The sequence below is a fragment of the Serratia sp. JUb9 genome (assembly GCF_014298095.1).
Lineage (GTDB): Bacteria > Pseudomonadota > Gammaproteobacteria > Enterobacterales > Enterobacteriaceae > Serratia_B > Serratia_B rhizosphaerae.
The window spans coordinates 2501793-2520763 of record NZ_CP060416.1 but is presented as its reverse complement, the minus strand read 5'-3'; the positions used below and the strand labels follow the sequence as shown (position 1 = coordinate 2520763).

Here is an 18971-nt window from a genome sequence, read left to right as displayed (position 1 = left end):
TTCTAGCTGCCAATTTCCAGAATCTCTACAAGACACTCTCGATTTTCTCTTCTGGCCAGGACGTGTAGTGGAATATCAAAAGCACCGTTAAACGTGGCCTTTTCTTCACCCATGTGTCGACAGAGAAAAGCGTAAATTTCCTTCGAATGTTCTGCCGTAGCTGAGTCCAGCTGTAATCCCCCTTCTGGCAGCCGATTACTTAACAAGTCTCTGACTCCAGCAGAGGCCATATAGCAATGTGGCGCTAGTGAGTGATCATCATAAATATTATGGCGGCATAGCTCACGTAAGATGAAATTCACTCCGATGCCAAGCGTTGATTTCAACTCGGGTGGCGCAAAATTGCTGCCGGACAATATTGCACTCTGTCCCGGCCGGATAAGGTCGTTAATATTCGGCAACCCCGATTCGGCAGACCAAAAGAGGTCAATATAATCCGTCAGGTTACTGGAGAAACGGTACAGCGGCAATATCTGCAACCATACCCGATATGCCTCACCGGTGATGGACTTTGCCAGATAACGATCCATAACCTCAAACCAATCGTCTGCATTATCCGTACGAACGAAAACATCCCACCATTTCTGCTGGTTGAAGAACTTCAGCGCGTCGCGATGTTGATACTCACGGGTACGCCCCAAGGTCTGGCAGGAGCCTAAAAACAGCAGTTGGAGCCACGCCTTGTTAAAATGTTCGGGACGGTCATCTTCTTTTATCGCCAACCAATCAAACTGACCATCCGGATAAAGTTCGCTGTCATAATCGGTGCGTTCTGGGGCCTCTTTCTCCCACCAATCATAGATACGCTCCAATGCCTCAGTTAAGCCCAGTGAAGATCGGCCCTCCTTGCTGAGTTGTTCATGAATTCGCTTGTTACGTTCATGGTCCGTTATCATGCGAACATTGCGGAATATATCTATGTATTTTCGCTGCCAACCCCATTTTTGCAGATGCTGAACATCGATAGTAAACAGCCAGTGAGGAGCCCGAGCTGCTTTGAAGCCATCAGCGAGCGCCTCACCATACAACCCGGTAACAAGATACCAGCACAACGCTTTTTGTTTGCGGGGGTCAGATCCAACGTCCGGTGACTTCGCCCACTTATCCAGTGTTTCTGCATGATATGGTCGGGTAGCACGCCGGCACCTGTCGATAAATCGAATATCATTTTCACTATACTGAGACGACAGAATGAAAGATTGTGGAGCAAAATCAATCACTAAATTTTCATCCCCGGTGGGATTTTGCGTCTGACGCAACAACGCTTCTTTAACCGAACGGTGGGAGTGGTTTTCCATCAACACGGTCACTTTAGCCAATCGTTCTTTGAACCGTTCTATCTGTTCCTGAGTCGCTTTCTCTTTGTTTAGCAAGTTATCAAATGTTTCATCAAAAATTGGCTGAAGCTGCGCGGCTTTAGACGGCGACAAATAGCTGTCATCCAGCTCTTCATCTAGCAATGTCTCTAGTTCCAGTACAGGAACTAGCAGGCCTAAATCGATAAGCGAGCGCCCTACCGCAAAGCTCACTAACCGCTCTTCCTGGAAATAGCGCTGTAAGGCTGAAAGTCCCGAGACATGAGAAGAGATATTACTCAGTAATTCACTTGCCTGGTGGGTTACTGTCGTCATCGAGATAAGAGAGGCTGATGCATCGCTCATACCGGTAGGCAGTGCTTTATGTAAGTGATAGAACGACAAGATCCCGCCGGTCTCTGCGCTGAACATTTGCAAAATCAAATCAGCGTAAGAATCAGCACCGCTGTTACTCTCCGCCTGACTTTTTACGCCAGGAATGCTCTTTTGCAGCACCTGCCACAGGTTTCCCCAAAACGTGGCGAAGTCGGTCTCATCATCCAGTTCCCACTCCGATTTTATCGCCCGCCAGTTTTGCTGGCTGCGTTGAAATAGCTGTGACAGGAAATACGCAAGCTTACCGCCAAGTGCGGTGAATAGCCGCCGGTTATGAGCAGAAGTGATCGCCAACTGATTACGGCCAATATCCACATCGAAATTCGCATTGATAGCAAATCCGAGTTTGATATCCCCCAGAAGCGGCGCGAGATTCCAGAGGCGCGGGATACTGTAATTATTCCCCAATGGAATTGGTCCCTTCGGTCCCCGGCGGAAAACAAAGCTCCCCGCCTCGGTTTTCAAGGCCGCAATAGTCATATCACTCTTACGCTTTGATGATGAAACCCGTACTGTTCCAAAACTCAAGCCTTCAATGAGTTCACTGGATTTCGGCTTCCAGTGATACGACTCGCCGTTGAGCTGAATAGTATGAATCTGTCTGGCAAAAACCGGCAGTAGTGCTACGTGTCGGTTGAAAGACTGCAGCACGATATCAGGAGAGAACTCTTCCTGCAGCGGTAATGACACCAACGTAGGTTTGTAGCCTCCCTCGAGACGCTCCTCACGTACCAGTCTGAATAAGGCATCATGTTCATCACTGACTTTAGGTAAAATACCGCCCTCAATCTGAACAGCCAGACGCCCTGAAACGATATGCGGCTTGTCGGTAACAAGCAGACAGCTTTTAAAGCCCAGGCCAAATTTCCCGGTAGTTTTCTCATCTTTATTCGATCGATTCCGGGCAATCATTTTCTCTAGATCGGTCTTAAATCTGAATTCTGTGCCATCAATCGCGCTGCCCGCTGCCCGGAACTGGTTAACCTCACGTCCCCAGTTAAAAAATTGCAGTTCACCATGACCAGAGCGCACTTTGAATACGCTGCGAACATTAATTTCATCCGCTCCGACGCCCAATTTTGCGAGTTCGATTACCGCATCATCCGCATTCTGGAATAATTCGAAGGGAATGCTCTGCGGATGATACTGTGCTTGAGTGATCTTATGGCGCACAGCCTGCAGAATTGCCGTCTGCAGGTCGTTACGACTCTCAATTTCGGCGCTAATTTTCTCAAGCGCCCGGGCCCGCTCAACTTCATTGAAGCGCCCTTTTTCTGGATCGCGTGCCTGATAATATCCCGCTATCAGCTCTGCCAGTGGTGCATCGCTCAGACGGAGCTCTTCCAACTGATACACGATGCTGTCGAGCATGGTTATTTTAGCCGTCAGAATATCTAGCTGTTCGGCCCCCGTGAAATTACCCCAGATATGGTCTAGTGAGAGTCGTTGACCGTAGACTTTTTCTAACAGCAGCTCGGCACTCTGCTTTAGAATTTCAAGCAGATGCACTTCCTCCATTTCCATTACCGGCAGCTTGCGCAGCAATAGCCCTATTTTTGTCGAGCTCGCAAAACGATGCCTTTCCCAGATGAACAAGGTCCGTGCGTTGGATTCCAGTTCAATTTCTATCGGGTAATTCAAAATAGAGTGAACTGTCGCCCTCTCCCCTTCAAACGGGGTAAGAGAAAACTGCATGGAGGAGACGGCCTGGCGGAGTGATTTCCCCGGGAATAGCACCGGATTATCCGGAGAAGATGTGAGTACCTTCCAGTTTTGCCCAATTTTGTCGATAAGCTCATCGGCAGTATGCTGCCCAAGATATTGGAGGCATACCTCTTCGACATCAGGAGTGCCGGACATCAACAGCATATTGGCCGCGATCGCTAACCCGTTGGTGACCTGACTTTGCCAGTGAGAGAAATAGGATTCCAGGATACCGGCCGTGCCCAAAAACGCCGTATTATCGGCCAGACCAGTGAGGGATTCCATTTTTGACGCCTGTTGCACACTCTCTGGCAGCACTGATTTGATGATTTGCCAGTCCTGTTCATGGAGCAGCGCTTTCCCAGCCGCACCAATAACACCGTAACAGAGCTGCGTTGCGCTCGCGTAACCGTTCGCTTGGGTACGTAATGTTAATGTTGGCAACAGATTGCGTGCCGCAGAGGTGGCGCATATGGCGGTGAGCAGCGCTCCCCGAAGCTGCGCAATATCTTCAGCCGGGATGCCCAGAGAGACCAGACGCTCATGTGCTTCCACCAGGTGGTCGGTATCAACCAGGTTTCCTATTAGTATTTCCGCGCTGGCTGGCGAAATAACGCCTTCACTGGAAAAGTTAAAACACTCAATGATCAGCTTCCAGCCTTTGAGAGGGCTAAAGACTTCAGCATAATTCGCCGCCTGTTTCAGCACTTCCGTTGTCAGTCGGCATTGGCCAATCTGATAACCCGGCGTGTTTGCCGCTATTTTCAGCGCAGCGGCAGCGATCTCATCCGCACTATTTAGCAAAAGTGGCGTAATCAGGGCAAGATCATGTGTACTGGTGTTATCTATCTGTCCGGCGAAGAAAATCTGGTTGCTCTCTTTGCCCAGCAGATAACACGCGCGCCTGTTTTCAGGTTGCCCAGCAATTACGTAAGCTGGTGCGACTGGGTGGCCATTGGCCAGTAGCCAAGGCTTTGTTTTGAGTTCGATCAGCTCTGGTAATCTACCTGACTGGTTGATTTGTTCAATAATGAATCGATTGTACTGTGATGGCGTTTGCTGGCCGAGAGCGAGGGCAATCGCCTTATCCGCGTCAATCCCCGGCAAAACGTTATCCTGCTGTTTCTGAACCTCTCGCGACAAGGCACGTTCCATCCAGATCACCGATTGCGCCAGCATTTTCGGAAGCGGGTAGTCACTATGCAGCGCGCAACGGTCTGTAATGGCTATAAATTCACCGTTAACCGTTTTATGTAGAGGAAGCTGCCGCCAGATGATGTCATCTTCAATGTAACGCAGAATCTCTTCCGCATATTCCTGCGTTTGCACCAGCGAAGAAAAATCTACGGCCAGGATATCCTCACCAAGCGCCTCCAGCACATTGCGCGCATTCATCTCTTTAAGATTAATACGCTCTTTTTCTTGGTAGCTAAACTTAAGAGTGCGAGAAAGAGCATAAGGAATGATATGCCAGTTGTTATCGCTGGCCAGCGTCTCTTTATGCAGTAAGGACCAAACCGGATTTCCCTCAACAACGGACCAGAGCTTACAGGACGGGTCGATATCCCGCTTGCAGGCATGAAGTAAATACCGCACGGCAAGTTGTTTTTCAACGCTTAACGCGTTATCAATCTGGAGCTTCGAGACCAGTTCAGCGCGCAGTTCTGCAACCGCCAGCCTCGGCCTTTTTTCCAGTAAATGCAGCACGGCCTGCGTGTCGCATACGGTCACTTTGCCGTTAAACAGTTTGTCGTTAACATCTTTATTGATGAAGACAACCTGACGATCCTCTAAAGCGCCTTCGAGAAACTCACCAAGCTGGTAGTTTCCGACCTCACCACGTCGGAATAAGCGGCGCTGCTGGAAAAGTTCCTGGAGCGTCCGTCGGGACTCCAGAAACGGCCTGGAATGCCCAGGACGATAAGCCCTGAATAGCTTAATCGTATCGCGTTTTTTAAGTATTTCATCTTTATCGAATGGGATCAGCGCAGAGAGAAACTCAAGTGAAGCTTTCTCTTTTCGCTCATCCTGAATGGTACTCTGGGCAATCGCGATTAGGCATTTATCTGCATCATCTACATTAAGCATACTTGTGCGACACTCTCCCTCAGGAATGACACAAGCAGGCACGATCAATCGATCTGTTTCACTCAGCGGAAGCGTATCCCACAATAGCTGCTCATCCCTTTCAATCCCAAATACCCAGCGATAAGTCTCCGGGATAAAACAGAGGAACCGCCAGACCGCCGATTTATGTGCAGATAACGCCGGTAATCTAATTTCCGCCATAACGCATCTAGCTAAGCGTATTAAGGCATTCAGGCAACGTTCATTATTCTGAAGGCTCTCGAGGAATTCGTTAAGATAACCAAGTTGGATTTGAGACTCAAACACGCGTGGGGAGACTGACTTCAGAAGCGTGCTAACCTCTTCCCTCTGCCAGCAAGAATTCTGCAGTGCCAGGATATTGGGTTTACGCAGTTCAAACAATGCATAATCTTCAGCCAGTGTTTTCAGCCCTGGTAACGTATCCCAGACACGGTGATAGTCATTAGATGCCGGGGTCGGGAGCGGTCGCGTTGGTTGATGTCCTGCAATGAGCGACCAATGGCTTCGTTCTCCCGGCAACATCTGGAAAATCCACTGATATTTCGCGGTAGCGTGATTCTGGTAACGGCTCCCTTCGTTACTAAAATATCTTCGTAATCCTTCACTCAGCGCTATCGTCTGTTCAGCCGTCAAAGAAAACCGGGCAGTCACCTGGCTGACCGAGGCCAAAATCAGTGACAGCGTTCCCTCATTTGCCAACAAGCGGTTCCATTCATGTGTGACATTCTCTTCAGAACTGGGCTCAAGGGAGACATTCCCACCAATGCTTTGTCGACCGTGGATTCCAACGCGTCCTGCGTCAATAAAGAAGTAGCCATGGAGAAATAGTTCAAAACAGGTATCGCCTGTGATGTGGGTCACAAACGCTTGCTTCGATTGAGAGACATCCTGATCGCCCAGCGGTAGGAATACCGCCCAGCGAATGGTTAACGTTGCTTGCTCATCCCCCGCCCTTCTGGCAATCAACACCGCCGCCGCGTGAGGCTTTGTTTTGTCCTCAATTTTCTGTTCAGCACCTGCAGAATTTCGCCCGTAGCTGATTGGCCAAAATTGATGGGCTTTCAGTCGCGCGAAAGGCTCTGACTCCAGCATAGTCTCAACGCCAACGTAACTAAGGGGAGACAGTTCTTTTTCCTGCCCGGATTGCAAAAAGATCTTCCCCTGCCAGTTTTGATCTTGTCCAGTGTCCGGGAAAGTGCATCTGCCAGAGCCATCCTGCAACTGCACAGCAAAAAGCCGTTTTGTAGTACCTGATGTCACCGTGTACCCGGTGATAGATTTGAGTGTTTTCAACATGGGCAATAAATGCCCCAGCTGTACAGGGAGGTAGGGATCGATAATAAAGGAAGGTGCGGTGCGCTTAAAATCGGGGCTATTGATGATGTAATTGTACTTTTCGCCCCGCTCTGCGGCAATGGAGTCCGAGCGTAGTGGGATCCAGACAATAAATGTGTAGGCTTTAGAGGCAAGGCCGGAATCCATTAAACCTATTGTACTTTGCAGCAGACGTTTATCGTTTTCGCTGAAATGCTCCCAGTCTGGCCGTTCGTCGCCCCAGGGGTTTAGCACATCCGCTTTAGCGTACGGTCCTTGATGTCCCTGCCAGTCGCTACCGACATAGAAATAGACCTCCCCAAGATGGAAAAGGCTTTTCATTCCCAGGCCAAACTTGCCTACTGCATGCTGATTACCGGCTTTGCTACCTAAGCCTATTGAACGAATTCCCTTAGCATCCGCATCACTCAGTTTGGCATCATTGACAAAGAAAATTGCCGGGTCACGTAATAAAGGGTGCTCTGCACCTTCAAGCCCCTCATGCCAGCCGAGTAATAGCGACTCCGCTCTGGCATCATCCGCATTCTGAACGATCTCTTTCAGTACGGGGAAACCGCTTTTGTAACGGTCTCGTAAGTTATCGGCGATGAGCTGTATATCACTCAGAGGGTCTCGAATAAAACCTGACATGGGTTATTCCTTTAAGGCGTGGTTTTATACGATACGCTAAAACCACTAAGATAAGAATATTCTCAATCAACTTTTACTCGGAAAGACAATAGTCTGTGTCAGTTCATTTAGTAGTCAATTGACCGGGGTGAATGTGTAATGCAGCAACTCGCCAACGAGCTCTGTGTTGTTACGCGTCGCCGGCAGATGCAGCTGAACCGCCAATGACTGGAGCAGCGGCAAAAAAAACAGTGGAATCGGTCAGAATGCCCTCCTATTTTGATCGCGCCACGTTAAATCAGAGAAAAATTGGCTACTCTCCACCAAAACTCACAGTTTATTTAATAACCCTTAATAACATAACTGCGGCGAAATTTATTCGGAGTCTTCGTAAATTTTAAACTCTTTCCTCTGTTCAGCACGGTATTGATTGGACCAAGGTTAATATTTCGTCATGCTTCACCCAGAGTTTATTTTACTTAAACTAACCGAATGATTAGCCCGTAAGAACCGCTTCCAGTCCCCCTGCAACAGTAACCAGCTACCTCACCCTGCCATTTTCCTGTGACCCCACTCACAACTCCGTTACAACGCCGGAAGAGAGCAAAAAATAGGAAGCGTTTAAACAAAGGTAAGCAAGCCGACGCTCTAGCCCGCTAGGTATACTCTGGACGAAGCCAATCTGAATGAGTGAACAATAATGAAAATCACAGAAATTGCCTCTGACAGTTACGTAAAGGTCAGCGTTAGGGAAAAGATAGGATATGGGTTTGGCGATCTGGCCTCCAACCTGTCGTTTGGATTTGTCTCTCTATTCTTGCTGTTTTTCTATACCAATATTTATGGCATTACCGCCGTTCAGGCGAGTTTAATCTTTGTGATCGCTCGTATCCTGGATGCGATATTTAACATTTTCGTCGGTTACTTTATTGATAAAACCCATACCCGCTATGGCAAGCTACGGCCTTACCTGCTGTTTGGGGCCGTGCCATTGGGCATTTTGACGGTGTTGTGTTTCAGCACCTTCGACAGCGAATTCAAGTTTTATTACGCACTGATTTCCTACACCATCTACTGTCTGGCCTACACCGCGGTCAATACGCCCTATTCCGCCATGACCAATATGTTGACTCAGCATGAAGGTTCGCGGGCCTCATTGTCGGTCTATCGCTTTGTGTTGGCGATTGTCGGTTATCTGATTGTCTCTACCAGCGCAGATTTACTGATTTCGCAATTTACCGACCAGAAGATGGGGTATGTGTTTGCTGTCAGCAGTTTCAGCCTGTTGGCGACTTTCTTCTTCCTGGCCTGCTTTGGCATGACCAAAGAACGGGTGATTAGCCTGCCGGATCAAAAGCCCCCCACGTTAAAAGAAATGATCACCGCAGTCTCTGGCAACTTACCGTTAATCAACCTTTCTCTGTTCACCGTGTTCTTCTATATCGCCTATACGGTGTGGATGGCCATTGCGATTTACTTCATCAAATACACCCTGGGCGATGAAACCTTTACCGCCAAGTTCTTTGCCATTCAATCCGCTGCCTACGTGGCAGGCACCATCGTGTCAGAAAAACTCATCAACATCATGGGTAAAAAGAAAATGGTGCAATTGGGGCTGCTGATCGGGATTGCCGGGGTGATGTTCCAGTATTTCCTGGCAGGTGATAACAGCTACCTGATTATGACCGGCGTGTGCCTGTTCAGCATTACGCTCGGGATGGGTTTTGTCGCGATGTGGTCGATGATTGCCGACACTGTTGAATTTGCTGAATGGAAGCATGGCATACGCACCGAAGGGGCTATTTACGGCTTCTTTAACTTCATCACCAAAATTGCCATGGCGATTGGCGGAGGCTGTGCCGGGTTGATGCTCGACTACTTTGACTACTCTTCCGAGCATATCAGTGCCAATGCGTTAAACGGCATTAATTTGATGATGACCCTGTTTCCAGGTCTGATGTTTGCCCTGGGGATGGTATTTATCTTTTTCTATGCCCTGGATGAGAACACCTACCGGAATATCATTAAAGACATTGAATCGCGCAAGCTTAACGCGCTGTAACATTGCAGGTAATTAACATGAAAAAAGAGTTTCAGGCCATCATTGCGGCCATGACCGCCGAAGAAAAAGTGGCGCTACTCAGCGGCAGCGGCCTGTGGCGTACCGCCCGCCTTCCGCAGCATGGGATTGAAGACATCGTCATGACGGATGGCACCTATGGCGTTCGTTACAGCACCAGCCAGATTGAACAAGGAGAAAACTGGAACATTACCGATTTCCTCGCTGTGATTGGCCAAAGCGCAGGCAACGTTGAACAGGAAGAACAGAAAGGAGGATCTGAAGCGCTGTTCAGTAAATCCAAACCCGCCACCTGCTTCCCCAACGGCTCTACGTTAGCCTGCAGTTGGGATAGCGATCTGGTGTACAAAATGGGTGAGGCATTAGCAAAAGAGTGTCAGGAGATGGGGGTAGGTATTTTACTCGGCCCGGGGATCAACATCCGCCGCACGCCATTGGCTGGCCGTGGTTATGAATATTACTCGGAAGATCCTGTTGTCAGCGGAGACATTGCTGCCGCATTGATCAACGGCCTGCAAGACGGTGGCGTGGGAGCCAGCCTGAAGCATTTCGCCGCCAATAACTCGGAGTTTCGACGCACCGAAATGGATTCGGTGATTGAAGAACGGGCGCTACGCGAGATTTATCTCAGTGGTTTTAAACGCGCTATCGATAAATCCAACCCCTGGACAGTGATGTCATCCTATAACCGGCTCAATGGCGTGCAAACCTCGCAGGACCCCTGGTTACTGACCGAAGTGTTACGTAACGAGTGGCAATATGACGGACTGGTGATGTCCGATTGGTATGGCATCAAAGATCGCCCTGCCTCCTTACTGGCGGGTAACGATCTAGCTATGCCGGAAACACAGCGCGATAAGCAAGAACTGCTGCAAGCGATCGAACAGGGAGAAATACCAGCAGAAGTGCTGGATACTGCCTGCCTGCGCATGCTGACGCTGATAGACAAAGTGCAACAACACCGCAAACCGGGGACCCAGGCCGACTATCAGCGACATCATCAGTTGGCGCAGCAGCTTGCCGCCGAATCCCTTGTTCTGCTGAAAAATGAAGATAACATCCTGCCGCTACAGCCAAACAAACAGCGCACCGTCGCCGTGTTGGGTAAACCGGCGCAAGAACCGGTGATCCAGGGCTCTGGCTGCGCCACTACCGTACCTTACATGCTCGATCGGCCTCTTGATGAGATTTTTGACGTGGCTGGCAGCGATTTCAATATCGACTATGCCATCGGTACCCCTGAAGATAACGTTATTGATGAACAAGCGTTGGCACTGGCCGTTGATACCGCGAAAAATGCCGATGTTGCCGTGGTTTTCGTCAGTACCGCCATTGGTGAAGACGGTGAAAATGGGGATCGCAAGGATTTGAATATTCTGCCTAGCCATGAGGCGCTGATCCGAGCCGTCGCCAGACAACAGCCCAATTTGGTGGTCGTACTTGCCAACAGCGATGCTGTAGTAATGCCCTGGCTGTCCGATTGCAAGGCCGTGCTGGAAACTTTCTTTGCCGGACAAGGTATGGGCCGGGCCGTGGCCGATATTATATTTGGCCGGGCCAACCCTTGTGGCAAATTGACCGTGACTGTGCCCAATACGCTGGAAGAGACACCAGCCTGGCTCAGTTATCCAGGTGAAGACCTACGCCATCATTACAGTGAAGGACTGTTTGTGGGGTATCGCTATTACGATCGTCGTAAACTGGTGCCGCAATTCCCGTTTGGTTTCGGCCTAAGCTATACCACCTTCAGCTACGCCAATCTGACAACCTCGGCGGCACAGATTGAGGAAGGCCAGTCGCTGACCGTCAACGTAGAGGTAACTAATAGCGGTAAAGTGGCGGGTAAAGAGGTGGTGCAACTCTATCTTTCCGCACCATCAGGGGAACTGTTGCGTGAAGAGCGGGCCTTGAAAGCCTTTGCCAAAGTTCATCTTGAACCGGGTGAAACCAAGACCGTGAGCATGGTGCTCAACTGGCAAGATTTTGCCTGTTTCCATCCTGGTATGGCCGACTGGGTAGTGAATGCGGGTGAATATCAGTTGCACGCGGCTCGTTCTTCACGGGATATTGCGATTAGTACGACGGTCAACATACTGGCGCAACCCTTTTATCTGTCGTTAAAAACGGATAACTCATTGCAGCAGTTGATCAACAATCCGCCGGCTTTTGATCGGGTGGTCAAGTTGTTGGTTAGCAAAAACAACCTGCCGGAAGCGCTTGTGAGGGAAAAACTGATTGCGGTTGCCCCCGATCTGTTCTGCGGTCTGTTTATTGCCTTGACAGAGTTCCTGGCCATTGATATTACCCGGCAGGAGTTGGCGTCCGCCTTGCAGGGCAGTAAGGCAGAGGGTTAAAGCCCGCCCATTCCCTCTCTCTTGGGGAGAGGGAATCATTACGCATTTACGTTGTTAACTCACGGGGATTAAGCCGATGTTTCCTTTTTCTGTCACACAGCGGCCAAGGCTAAAATCGCAACAGCAAGCGGTTGCAGCAATCCATGAAGGTAGCGGTTATGAGCTGATCTCATTTGATGCCGAGAAGCTGAACGTGTTCGCCGCGGAGGTTTACTACTGTGAACCGCACTGGCACTCGGCACCTGAGCTTATCTGCATTCTGTCGGGAGAATTCTCCGTGACTCTGGGTCACGCCACTTCGCTCGCAGCGGCAGGCAGCATGCTCTATATCAATCCGGATGAAATCCACTCGTTAGAGGCTCGCGCGCCGAATAGCCAACTACTGACGATCCAGTTCGCTCCAAATCTGTTTGATGAACTCCATCCGGCCCCGCAGCTGGATTACGCCCTGTTTCATCAGCAGGAGTCAGGTGAAGACCTACAGATCCGCAGCAGCGTGCTCGCCCTGCTCGAACATCTGGTGCACGCCCAACCTTCGTTTACCCGTATTGCTCTGGTGTATCAACTATTGAGCTCACTGGCGACGGCAGGAGAAAAACGGGCCGATCGGCAACAGATGACGTTCAGAAAAAAAGACCAACAGCTAGTTAAATACGGCATCGAATTTATCAATCAGCATTTTGATGACGAGCTTAATTTGTCCACCGTTGCCGATAACGCCGGTGTCAGTTACCACCATTTCTCACGCACATTCAAAAAGATCAGCGGCTACAATTTTAAAGAATATCTGACCATGGTCAGGATTAATAAGGCTAAACTGTTGCTGAAAGACACCAATATCCCGATCACCGACATCAGCTACACCTGTGGTTTCAGCGGTCATAAACAACTGATTTTTGCTTTCAACAAGTATTGTCGCATGACGCCAACAGAATTTAGAAAAAGCTACCTGACCGCAATCAACTCTGCTGCGGAAACGCAAATCATGACAAACTTCTGTTGTCTGCCGCTGGATCCGCAGATTGTCGCGCGCCTGCGGCACTTAACCCCCACCAGCTACTAAGCTCTGTCGAAATTCTATCCCTTGAAAAAACACTGCGCATGGCTATGCGTCGCTGGCAGTTTATCGTGTGCCACCACTAAATGCGCAAGCAACCATCAATTAGCGTGCTGCTTCGTCCGCCAATCCACGGCTCATCGCGAATAAAACTTACGCTGACCCGGCCCTCGCGATGCAGTTGAGTGCCTTGCCGGACCTGATATCCTTGTGCTGTTACACCACCGTCGGGGAAATTATTGGTCTGCAGCAAACGGGCCAGACACGCATTAGCGCTGCCGGTCACCGGATCCTCGACCAGCTTGTCCCACTCAACCAGAAACGCCCGTATCTCGTAATCTGCGGGATCGCCGGATGGATAAGCGCCATAAATCACCACGCCGTCAACCTGATAATCAATTTGCATCTTCTTAATCATGGCCTGGTTTGGCGTCATCGCCAGACAGGATTGCGCGTCTGGCATACGCACCATCAGCCAACGGATGCCCATGTCGGCCACCACCGGCAGAATCTCTGTAGCCATTACCGCCGGTTGAAAATCGGCCGCCAACTGCTGCCGTTCCTCAAGTGTCAGCGTGCGCAGCGTGACCTCCGGCGCGGCAAACGCCAGCGTGCCTTCCGGCAGGATATTGACCGCCACCAGACCGACTCCGCATTCCTGCATCATCACCCCCGGTTGTTTGGTCACCAAACCAGCTTCCAGTAAGGCATGGGCCGTGCCCAATGTCGGATGCCCGGCAAAGGGCAACTCTTTTTCAGGGGTAAAGATGCGCACCCGGTAATCTGCGGCCGGATGCGTCGGCTTGAAAACGAAGGTGGTTTCCGAAAGGTTGGTCCAGCGCGCTAACGCAAGCATCTGCGCTTCATCCAACCCTTCCGCTTCCAGGATCACCGCCAGGGGGTTTCCCTGCAGTGGCGAGGTGGTAAATACATCCACCTGTTTGTAAGCGCGTGGCGTTACGTTATCACTTTTGTGCATTTACCCTAACCCGCTAGGTTTGACTGAGAGGGTTCTCAATCTACCGAAATATGCAGATTATTCAATAGCTCAGTCGGATAGATACACCTTAACGTGTGGATCCCGGACGGTGCCGGGATCTTATACACCTCGACGAGACGTTTAACTCTCTCCCCCTGCTTTCAATGCCTTGAAGCCTGCCTGCGCCGACCGTTTATCTTGTTCTCCATGCAACGAAATGCGCGAGGTTTCCGGTAGCGCCAAGCCGCCAACCAGCGCCAGTAATGCCACCAGCGCCAGATAAAATGCCGGTGACACGCTGCTGCCGGTGTAGCCGATCAGCCAGGTCGCGACTAAAGGCGCCGTTCCGCCAAAAATTGTGTAGGCCAGATTATAAGTAATCGCGGAGGCGGTATAGCGCGCTCGGGTGGGGAAAACTTCCGAGAGCAGCGCCGCCGTCACCACGCCGGACAATACCGCCCCGGTCGCCAACAGCAGATCGCCGAGAATCGCTGCCCAAAGATGGCCTGAGCTGGCCAACTGCCAGGCAGGATAGACGCTCAGTATCACCCAGACTCCGGTCAGGGCGACGGTTTTTCTGCGCCCTATCCGATCGCACAGCGCACCGACCGGCGGACACATTCCGGCGGCAAACAGCAGCGCAACGGTGGAAACCAACAGCGCGGCAGCACGGCTAAAATGCCCTTCCAGTTGCAGGAAGGTGGAAAAATAAGTGGTGAACATATAAAACGACAGCGCCGTCAAAGAGATAAACGCCCCTAGCCGCAAGATATTCCCCGCCTGCTGGCGTAACGTCTCGCTTAACGGTGCGTGGGCAGTGGCGGATTCAGCAAGCGCCGCGCGAAACGCCGGCGTCTCTTCCATACGCAGCCGCAGATAAACGCCAACCAGGCCGAGCGGTGCAGCCACCAGAAAAGGAATACGCCAACCCCAACGGCTCATCTGCTCCGCGCTCAGGCTGGCATCCAGCAGATAGGTAATCGTCGCCGCTGCGGCAAAGGCGGAAAAGGTAGAAACCGTGATAAAACTGCCGTACCAGGCGCGTTTGTGGTTAGGGGCATGCTCCATCACATAGGCGCAGGCCCCGGCATATTCACCACCAGCAGAAAACCCTTGAACACAGCGGGTTAGCGTCAGAAACAGCGGCGCCAGCATGCCAATGCTGGCATAGGTGGGCAGCAGACCAATGATCGTGGTCGATCCCGCCATCAGTAACACGGTTAAAGACAAAATACGCTTGCGGCCCAGTTTGTCGCCCAGCATACCGAATATCACCCCGCCCAGCGGGCGCAGTGCAAAAGCCACGGCGAATACGGCGAATGTCTGTAACAATGCCGCCTGCGGCAGATCTGCCGAAAAAAATTGTTGCGCAATGATCGTCGCCAGAAAGCCATAGACGGCGAAATCAAACCACTCGACAAAATTACCAATCGCTGCGGCGGTTGTCACCTTACGCAGCGTGGCTGCCGAGACGGACGTCATATTATCCATAGCCATCTTCCCCCTGTTTGGGTGTTCTAACCAGATGTAGGTCGAAATTACAGGGGAATGCGCTTCCCCTGCGCGGTTATAGCGTGGAATATTCGCTGTCTTTTTGATTCTGTCATTAAGTCATTAGTCCGTTATTGATAACAGATTAACTTCTAATTCGAAAATTAATGACAGACAAGTTCAACCGCAGAGTCGCATAAAGTTTTTGGGTGTTCAACAAAGCCGTCGTCACACACCAAATAACAACAACATTCACGAATGAATCTATCAATAAAACACAATAAACATCAACGAGTTATATAAAACCATTGCTGCCATATGATTTTCATTTAGAGAAAAATACTGGAGGGATAACATTAATCGCTGCCGGTTTTGTCGCCTGCTTAGGATAACCTATTGATTTTATTTTTTATTACGGCGTGATTTTTTAGGGAGGCGCACCAGATATTAAATACTATTTATTCACCTGTCGCTTTTAGATATCGAAGCGTCGTTTTTCATGTTTTTATATTTTATTTAAATCCTATTATAGGCTATTAACATCTGCTCATCCGATTGCAATTAAAATACCCCCCTAAAATGTATTTTTAAGTTTTCACTATTTTTAACGCCACTTTCACTTTATCCCGAGTAGCGCTGTTTTTGCTGCCGAAAGGAAACGTTCGGAAATTTCATCCCCTTCCGTTGCCCTTGCCAACATCAACGCCCCCGCCATCAGCGCTAGCTGTGTCAGATGCTTGTCGGCAGGCGCCGTATCCGGTTTATCTTCCTCAATCGCGGCCAGGCGCTCTGCCATTTTTTTGACGCCAGCTTTGTAAGTCTCGCGAACCGGCTTTTCACGATCTTTACGCAACACATCGCTGGCCAGCGCCGAGACCGTACATCCGCTACGGGTGTTATCACGGTGTTCCGTTGAAAGATAGTATTCAACCAGTTGTGCAAAGCTGCCCATGTCGCCTTGATCCAAGAAAGCATCCGTATCATCAAATGCCTGGCGGCAGGCCAACGCCTCTAACTCATCTTTGGAACTAAAGTGCCCATAAAAGCCGCCATGGGTCAGGCCGACGGCCGACATAATGTCGTTTACGCTGACACCGTCAAGCCCCCGTTCACGAAACAGTTCTGAGGACGCTTTAATGATATTTTTCCGGTTATGTTCCATCTGCTCTTTAGATACGCGTCCCATTCTTCCTCCTGTAGCCCGTAATATCAGCGCGGATCAATCGCTCCAACCGCCGCATCCCCAGCCTGTCTGGCGTGCGGCGGGATGATGTTAACATACTCCGCCCCGCGGCAGAGAGCAGCAATCTGGTGGATATAAGCCCATTGCTTCTCATTTCAGCCGCCCTGTGTGGCTAGTGTGGATTCACCGTGCATACCACCAGCCATTGAATCCCTACCCAGCCCCCCCACTCACAAACGCCTGAACGTTGGGTATCGATCGCCTTTCATTTTAAATGATGGTTGACATTTATTATACATGTCGAGCATCATTTAAAAAAGCATGCGTTTTTGCCACAACCACAACCACAACCTAAGAGAGATTGCGATGAAAGACACCACCTCGGTATTAATCACCGGCGCTTCAACGGGAATCGGCGCTGTTTATGCGGATCGTTTTGCCCGCCGTGGACACAACCTTATCCTGGTTGCCCGCGATACCACGCGTATGGCGGCGCTGGCTGAACGGCTGCGCGCGCAATATAACGTGAGCATCGACATCCTGCCGGCTGACCTCAGCCAGCCTTCAGAGGTCGAAAACGTGGCGCAGCGGCTGCGGGACGATAAGGACATCACCGTGCTGGTGAATAACGCCGGGATGGGGCTGTCAGGCAGCTTTACGTCGCAGAGCGCTGCCGATATCGATCGGATGATAGCCGTAAATCTGTCTGCGGTTGTCCGCCTGGCGCACGCTGTGGCGCCACGTCTGGCTGCGGCCGGCAACGGCGCCATCATCAATATCGGTTCCGTCGTTGGGCTGGCTCCTGAACTCGGCCTGACGGCTTACGGCGCCACCAAAGCGTTTGTGCAGTTCCTCTCCCAGGGATTGAGCCTCGAACTTGCGCCGCAGGGGGTATATGTTCAGGCCGTGCTGCCCGCCGTGACGCGTACCGAAATATGGCAGCGTTCGGGGGCGGACATTACGACGATGAGCGGCGTGATGGAAGCCGGCGATCTGGTGGATGCGGCCCTTGCCGGTTTTGACCGCCGCGAACCGGTGACCATTCCCCCACTGCACGAAGAACGGCTATGGACGGAGTTTGACCAGGCGCGTCAGGCGATGCTGCCAAACTTCCAGCAGGCGCAGCCGGCGCCACGTTATACCCGTGATACCGAGTAACCCGGCAATCTATCTCCCTTAAAGAGCGACGGACATACATGATGAAAGCACTACAGCTGAAAAGTTATGGTAAATCAGCCCAGTTACAGTTTGAAAATATCCCCCGACCGGCGATCAACGATGATGAGTTGCTGGTCAGGGTTTATGCCGCAGGGCTGAATGCGATCGACTGTATGATCCCGACAGGGAGTTTTAAACCCATTCTCAAGCTGACGCTGCCCGCGGTTATGGGCAGCGATCTGGCCGGAGTGGTTGAGGAAGTCGGTAAAAACGTCACCCGCTTCAAGCCGGGCGACGCGGTATTCGCCAGCCTGTTTGATATGGACCAAGGGGCGCTGGCGGAATATGCCGCGGTGCCTGAGCGTGCCGCCGCCCTGAAGCCGGCCAGCCTTGATTTTACCGAGGCGGCGTCCCTCCCGATGGTTGCCCTGACCTGCTGGCAGGCCTTTGCGCGGGCGAAGTTAAGCGCCGGCCAGCGCGTCTTTATCCCTGCCGGTTCCGGCGGGGTTGGGACATTCGCCATTCAGCTGGCAAAACATCTTGGTGCCAGCGTCGGCACCACGACCAGTGCGGCCAACATGGAATTGGTCAGCGCTCTGGGGGCCGATGAGGCGATCGATTACAAGAAAGCCGACTTTGATAAAATCCTGAGCAATTACGATCTGGCGCTGGCATCCGTTCGGGGTAACGGTCTTGAAAAAACGCTTGAGATCCTGAAACCCCATGGCGAGGTTGTTTCTCTCGTCGGTCCGCCGGATCTTCCGTTCGCCCGTCAGCGGGGAATGAATAGCGTGATGAAAGCGCTGTTCTGGCTGTTAAGCCGGAAAATCATCAGCCGCGCCGCCCGCCGCCAGATCCGCTACTCTTTCCTGTTTGTTTCGCCAAACGGTGACCAGCTATCAGAGATTGCCGCACTGATTGATGCCGGAAAACTGAAGCCGGTAATCGATAAGACTTTTTCATTTGCTGACAGCATCAACGCGCTGTCTTATCTCGCCGCTGGCCATGCAAAAGGGAAAGTTGTCGTGCAACTGACAGACTCGCCGTCCGCATCCTGACAATAAACGCCCCGCATGTCGCGATCAGGCAGGTTATAAGAATTCCCTATGTCGTTATCAGATCAGTGGCAGGAACGCCATTCACCTAGACTGGGCGTGCAGAACCAGTGCGCTATCGCGGTACTTAGTGCTCACTCTGCTTCAGAGATAGACATCTTACAGC

General features: G+C 51.1%; 9 protein-coding genes. 5 read left to right on the top strand and 4 right to left on the bottom strand.

Annotated features, from left to right (window positions below; all coding sequences use genetic code 11):
- Positions 1 to 2: 2 nt before the first annotated feature.
- Positions 3 to 7469 carry a sacsin N-terminal ATP-binding-like domain-containing protein gene (locus HF675_RS11945; protein WP_187044673.1) on the bottom strand — a complete coding sequence of 2489 codons (7467 nt, stop codon included), beginning with the start codon at positions 7467 to 7469 and terminating at the stop codon, positions 3 to 5.
- Between the two features lie 679 nt (positions 7470 to 8148).
- On the opposite strand from HF675_RS11945, the gene HF675_RS11940 reads away from it, so the two are divergent.
- The 3 genes from HF675_RS11940 (at position 8149) to HF675_RS11930 (ending at position 12945) form a co-directional block, all read left to right on the top strand.
- Positions 8149 to 9510 carry an MFS transporter gene (locus HF675_RS11940; RefSeq protein ID WP_187044672.1) on the top strand — a complete coding sequence of 454 codons (1362 nt, stop codon included), beginning with the start codon at positions 8149 to 8151 and terminating at the stop codon, positions 9508 to 9510.
- A gap of 17 nt (positions 9511 to 9527) precedes the next feature.
- Complete coding sequence (locus HF675_RS11935) at positions 9528 to 11882, top strand: beta-glucosidase (RefSeq protein ID WP_187044671.1); 2355 nt, start codon at positions 9528 to 9530, stop codon at positions 11880 to 11882.
- Positions 11883 to 11958: 76 nt separating this feature from the next.
- Positions 11959 to 12945 carry a helix-turn-helix domain-containing protein gene (locus tag HF675_RS11930; protein WP_187044670.1) on the top strand — a complete coding sequence of 329 codons (987 nt, stop codon included), beginning with the start codon at positions 11959 to 11961 and terminating at the stop codon, positions 12943 to 12945.
- Between the two features lie 76 nt (positions 12946 to 13021).
- On the opposite strand, the gene HF675_RS11925 is transcribed toward HF675_RS11930, so the two are convergent.
- The 3 genes from HF675_RS11925 to HF675_RS11915 form a co-directional block, all read right to left on the bottom strand.
- Entirely contained in the window at positions 13022 to 13918 is an 897-nt protein-coding gene (locus HF675_RS11925; protein ID WP_187044669.1) for a PhzF family phenazine biosynthesis protein, read from the bottom strand.
- 141 nt (positions 13919 to 14059) lie between these two features.
- Positions 14060 to 15409, bottom strand: coding sequence for an MFS transporter (locus HF675_RS11920; protein ID WP_187044668.1), 1350 nt, complete (start codon positions 15407 to 15409; stop codon positions 14060 to 14062).
- 616 nt (positions 15410 to 16025) lie between these two features.
- Positions 16026 to 16595 (bottom strand): TetR/AcrR family transcriptional regulator, encoded by a 570-nt coding sequence (locus tag HF675_RS11915; protein WP_187044667.1) that lies wholly within the window; start codon positions 16593 to 16595, stop codon positions 16026 to 16028.
- Between the two features lie 363 nt (positions 16596 to 16958).
- Between HF675_RS11915 and HF675_RS11910 the strand changes: the two genes are divergently transcribed.
- Both HF675_RS11910 and HF675_RS11905 read left to right on the top strand, forming a co-directional pair.
- A complete protein-coding gene (locus HF675_RS11910) occupies positions 16959 to 17750 on the top strand; it encodes an SDR family oxidoreductase (RefSeq protein ID WP_187044666.1) in 792 nt (263 codons plus the stop codon).
- 41 nt (positions 17751 to 17791) lie between these two features.
- On the top strand, positions 17792 to 18808 hold the full coding sequence (locus HF675_RS11905) for an NADP-dependent oxidoreductase (RefSeq protein WP_187044730.1): 1017 nt from the start codon (positions 17792 to 17794) through the stop codon (positions 18806 to 18808).
- The last annotated feature ends 163 nt before the right edge of the window (positions 18809 to 18971 follow it).

What these genes read in the sequence shown, in the direction of transcription:
- HF675_RS11945 (WP_187044673.1), bottom strand. Translation starts at nt 7,469, where the DNA reads ATGTCAGGTTTTATTCGAGACCCTCTGAGTGATATACAGCTCATCGCC.
- HF675_RS11940 (WP_187044672.1), top strand. Translation starts at nt 8,149, where the DNA reads ATGAAAATCACAGAAATTGCCTCTGACAGTTACGTAAAGGTCAGCGTT.
- HF675_RS11935 (WP_187044671.1), top strand. Translation starts at nt 9,528, where the DNA reads ATGAAAAAAGAGTTTCAGGCCATCATTGCGGCCATGACCGCCGAAGAA.
- HF675_RS11930 (WP_187044670.1), top strand. Translation starts at nt 11,959, where the DNA reads ATGTTTCCTTTTTCTGTCACACAGCGGCCAAGGCTAAAATCGCAACAG.
- HF675_RS11925 (WP_187044669.1), bottom strand. Translation starts at nt 13,918, where the DNA reads ATGCACAAAAGTGATAACGTAACGCCACGCGCTTACAAACAGGTGGAT.
- HF675_RS11920 (WP_187044668.1), bottom strand. Translation starts at nt 15,409, where the DNA reads ATGGATAATATGACGTCCGTCTCGGCAGCCACGCTGCGTAAGGTGACA.
- HF675_RS11915 (WP_187044667.1), bottom strand. Translation starts at nt 16,595, where the DNA reads ATGGGACGCGTATCTAAAGAGCAGATGGAACATAACCGGAAAAATATC.
- HF675_RS11910 (WP_187044666.1), top strand. Translation starts at nt 16,959, where the DNA reads ATGAAAGACACCACCTCGGTATTAATCACCGGCGCTTCAACGGGAATC.
- HF675_RS11905 (WP_187044730.1), top strand. Translation starts at nt 17,792, where the DNA reads ATGAAAGCACTACAGCTGAAAAGTTATGGTAAATCAGCCCAGTTACAG.